Source organism: Collimonas sp. (assembly GCF_044339385.1).
Taxonomy (GTDB): domain Bacteria; phylum Pseudomonadota; class Gammaproteobacteria; order Burkholderiales; family Burkholderiaceae_D; genus Collimonas.
On record NZ_JBIIVN010000201.1, the window covers coordinates 1 to 3,773 of the forward strand.

Genomic DNA, 3,773 nt, shown 5'->3' on the forward strand with positions numbered 1-3,773 from the left:
CGATGCCATTGCGGGACTGGAAGGGAGCACTTAACCGCTTCACTATCCAGTTTGAAGAACGGATGAAGCCGAATTAAACGAAATTCCGTTTACACAAAATCCAGCACACCCTCGTTGTTATGTGATTGTTGCCATAACAGCGAGCCTGGCATCCTGCCCCGCTGGCGCGCGCTCACTGCATTACCCCCTCTCCAGGAATCCTCATGACCACCGCAAGCTTCATACCGGGCAAAGATGCCTCGCTCGAATCATCCATCAGTTCGATGCAAGCCAAGCTGGAAAGGCTCGGCTTCCAGATTGAAGAACGCTCGTGGCTGAACCCGGTCGATGGCGTCTGGTCGGTACACATCGGCGACCGTGATTGTCCGCTGCTGTTCACCAACGGTAAAGGCGCCTCGGAACAAGCTTCACGCGCCAGCGCGCTGGGCGAATTCTTTGAACGCTTGTCCTGCAATTACTTCTGGAACCACTACTACCTGGGCGAGCAGAACGCTAATGCGGCATTTGTGCATTATCCGCGCGAGCAGTGGTTCAAACTCAACGACGCTAACGAAATCTGGCCGGACGGCCTGCTGACGCCGGAACTGCAACAATTCTATAACCCCGAAGGCGCGGTCGACGCCACCGCGCTGGTCGATTACAACTCGGGCAATGAAGAGCGCGGCATCTGCGCGCTGCCGTATGTGCGTGAGCGCGACGGCGCCACGGTCTGGTTTCCGGTCAACATCATCGGCAACCTGTATGTCAGCAACGGTATGGCAGCCGGAAATACCCCGGCAGAAGCACGTACGCAAGCACTGTCGGAAATCCTCGAACGCGCCGTCAAATTCCGCATCATCAAGGAAGGCCTGTGCCTGCCGGACGTGCCGGAGCTGGTGATCGCCCGCTATCCACGCATCGCCGCCGGCATCCGCGCCTTGCGCGCCAGCGGTTTCGGCGTGCTGGTGAAAGACGCATCGCTGGGCGGCAAATACCTGCTCATGAACGTGACCCTGCTCAATCCACGCGATCAGGGTTGCCTCTCCAGCTTCGGCGCTCATCCGCGTCTTGAGATCGCGCTGGAACGCGTACTGACTGAATTGCTGCAAGGCTGCGCGCTGGATGCGCTGGACGGCTTCCCCGAACCGAGTTTCGACCTGGAAGAAATCGGCCATTCGCAAAACCTGGAAATCCACTTCGTCGATTCCAGCGGCATCATCAGCTGGAACTTCCTGCGCGGCAGCGCCGATTTTGCGTTCTGCGACTGGAGTTTCAGCAGCACCACTGCCGAAGACTATGCCTGGTCGGTCGCCGCTATCGAGGCCACCGGCCACGATATCTACATCGCCGATTTTAGCCACCTCGGCGTGTACGCCTGCCGCATCCTGGTGCCAGGCATGTCAGATATCTATCCGGTGGCAGACCTGGAATGGGGCAACAACAGCGTCGGCAACGAAGTCCGCGAACAGATCCTGTATCTGTCCGACCTCGACGCCGACGAGTGCCTCGACTTGCTGGAAACCTTGAGCGAACTGGGCCTGGCCGAGCAGCGTCCGGTAGCAGCCTTGATCGGCCTGGCTGCCGATGCCGGCTCGTTGTGGAAAGAGTTGCGCGTCGGCGAACTGAAAACCCTGCTGGCGCTGGCCATCGGCGATCTCGACGCGGTGCACCAGGGCTGCGACTGGATTCGTCATTTCAACCAGATCAGCGGCACCCGCCAACTGGTGTATCGCTGCATCGAAAACCTGATCGACCTCGGCGATGCTGCGGCCTATGCCGAGTCACTGCAACACCTGTATGGCGCGGCGACTGTGCAACAGGCCAAGGCCCTGCTGAACCGCGAACAACGCTTCTTCGGATTGCATACGCCCGGCCTCAATCTGCAAGGCTGCGACATGCACCAGCGCCTGCTGGCGGCTTATGCCAAGCTCAATGCCGCCAAACTGGCTTGCCAGCTTGATTAGTTGGCTGATAGCGGACCACGGCCCTGCTTCGGGCCGCTGTTCGCCATTGCTGAACTGGCCGTAATTAATCACCAATAATCACCAATAATCACCAATAATCACCAATAATCACCAATAATCACCAATAATCACCAATAATCACCAATAATCACCAATAATCACCAATAATCGCCGGCAAATCCTAACCCGCTCTTTTCGTCCTCGCAGGGTTCTGCTACATTTCCGCCATGCCCAAACTAACCTTAGACCGAATCCTGCAATCGCAAGGTTTCGGTAGCCGTAAATATTGCCGTGAGTTAATTGAAGATGGTGAAGTTGCCGTCAACGGCGTCGTCGTGACCGACTACAAATCCATGCCGGATACCGCTGGCCTGGTTTTCACGCTGTTCGATGAAGAATGGACCTATCGCGAGCACGTCTACATCGTGCTCAATAAACCGCCCGATATCGAGTGCTCGCGCAAGCCTAGCCATCATCCTGGCGTGCTGAGCATCTTGCCGGAACAGTTCAGCTGGCGCGACGTGCAGCCGGTCGGCCGACTCGACCACGACACCACCGGCCTGCTGCTGATGTCGGACGACGGCAGCTTCATTCACGCCCAATCGTCGCCGAAACGTCATGTGCCGAAGCTGTATGTCGCCACCGCGCATGATCCGGTGACTGAAGAGCTGGTGCAAAGCCTGCTGGCCGGGGTCAAGCTGCACGACGAGCCACAAACCCTGGCCGCTATCAGCTGCCGCAAGGTGGGCGAGCATGAAGTCGAAATCGTGCTGGAGCAGGGCAAATACCATCAGGTCAAGCGCATGCTAGTGGCCGCCGGCAACCATTGCACCGCCTTGCGCCGCACTGCGATTGGCGGCCTGACGCTGGATTCATTAGAACTGGAATTAGGCGAATGGATGTACCTGGAGCCGGAGCACCTGGCCTTGCTGGTACCGGCGTAGGGTGGGCACATCGTGCCCACGCGTGAATTGACTCCACGCAGATGCCTCCTTCGGTATGACATATGCGACCTTGAATAAGGCTGATAAAGCTTCGCCAATTTTATACGCCTTATCCAGTAGATTAGGTTGTAACGGCCGACACAACAGATCTTGAGATGGCGGTCGTGCCAGTTATGGTTTGTTGCTTCTGGGGGGTTAATGGCGCGGCGCGGTAACCGCAAGCGGCCAAACTTATCGATAGACATGCCACACTTCCTATTTTTGATGGTTGCATTTAATCGATGTACTCCGGCCTTCGGCGTTCTGGGCGATCTTGCTGATCACCCGCAGTGCAAAGCGTCAGTCGTCTGTCAAAACGCGCCGGGACGAGGCCGCAAAGTCCGCGATATGACATCCCAGAATGCCATCGCCTCACCCACACTCAGCGAAGCTTTCTCCACATTGGTGACTCCCGTTTCTTTATCTTGCATGTAGATGCTTGATGTACCGTTATCCATCTCCAGCGTCACAGCGGGGGTTTTGGTACTGCCAATCGTGGTGTTTGCTTCCAGCCTGAAACGATGTCCCGGAATATCTTTTGGTAGCTGAGGCATGGACAGCAACCACTTTTCGGCTTTCAGGCCCGGCAAATTCACTACGCCTTTGCGCAGTGTCTTCATATCGTCAGATTGGGAAATAATTGCATTGATTTCATCACCACGCTGAAACAGTGACTTTCTATCAGCAATATTCGTATCTGTTCTAAATTCAAACGTCACGTCAGGCGTCTGAGGCAATGTAAAGACCCGCTTGTTGCGGCTGACCGAAAATTGACCCAGCAAAGGGCATAGTGCTGATTCAAAATTGACCCAGGTGTTCTACTTGTCCTGTCTAATTTTTAGGCAGG

General features: G+C 56.1%; 3 protein-coding genes. 2 read left to right on the forward strand and 1 reads right to left on the reverse strand.

All coding sequences use genetic code 11. The annotated features are described in order from the left end of the window. The first annotated feature begins 203 nt into the window (after positions 1–203). Both ycaO and ACIQ0R_RS11760 read left to right on the forward strand, forming a co-directional pair. Positions 204–1,943, forward strand: a complete 1,740-nt coding sequence (ycaO, locus tag ACIQ0R_RS11755; RefSeq protein WP_395827602.1) for a 30S ribosomal protein S12 methylthiotransferase accessory factor YcaO — start codon at positions 204–206, stop codon at positions 1,941–1,943. 227 nt (positions 1,944–2,170) lie between these two features. After that, entirely contained in the window at positions 2,171–2,887 is a 717-nt protein-coding gene (locus ACIQ0R_RS11760; RefSeq protein WP_395827605.1) for a pseudouridine synthase, read from the forward strand. Positions 2,888–3,237: 350 nt separating this feature from the next. Here the strand turns inward: ACIQ0R_RS11760 and ACIQ0R_RS11765 are convergent, their stop codons facing one another. Beyond that, positions 3,238–3,708 (reverse strand): T6SS immunity protein Tli4 family protein, encoded by a 471-nt coding sequence (locus tag ACIQ0R_RS11765; RefSeq protein WP_395827608.1) that lies wholly within the window; start codon positions 3,706–3,708, stop codon positions 3,238–3,240. Between the last annotated feature and the right edge of the window lie 65 nt (positions 3,709–3,773).

What these genes read in the sequence shown, in the direction of transcription:
- ycaO (WP_395827602.1), top strand. Translation starts at nt 204, where the DNA reads ATGACCACCGCAAGCTTCATACCGGGCAAAGATGCCTCGCTCGAATCA.
- ACIQ0R_RS11760 (WP_395827605.1), top strand. Translation starts at nt 2,171, where the DNA reads ATGCCCAAACTAACCTTAGACCGAATCCTGCAATCGCAAGGTTTCGGT.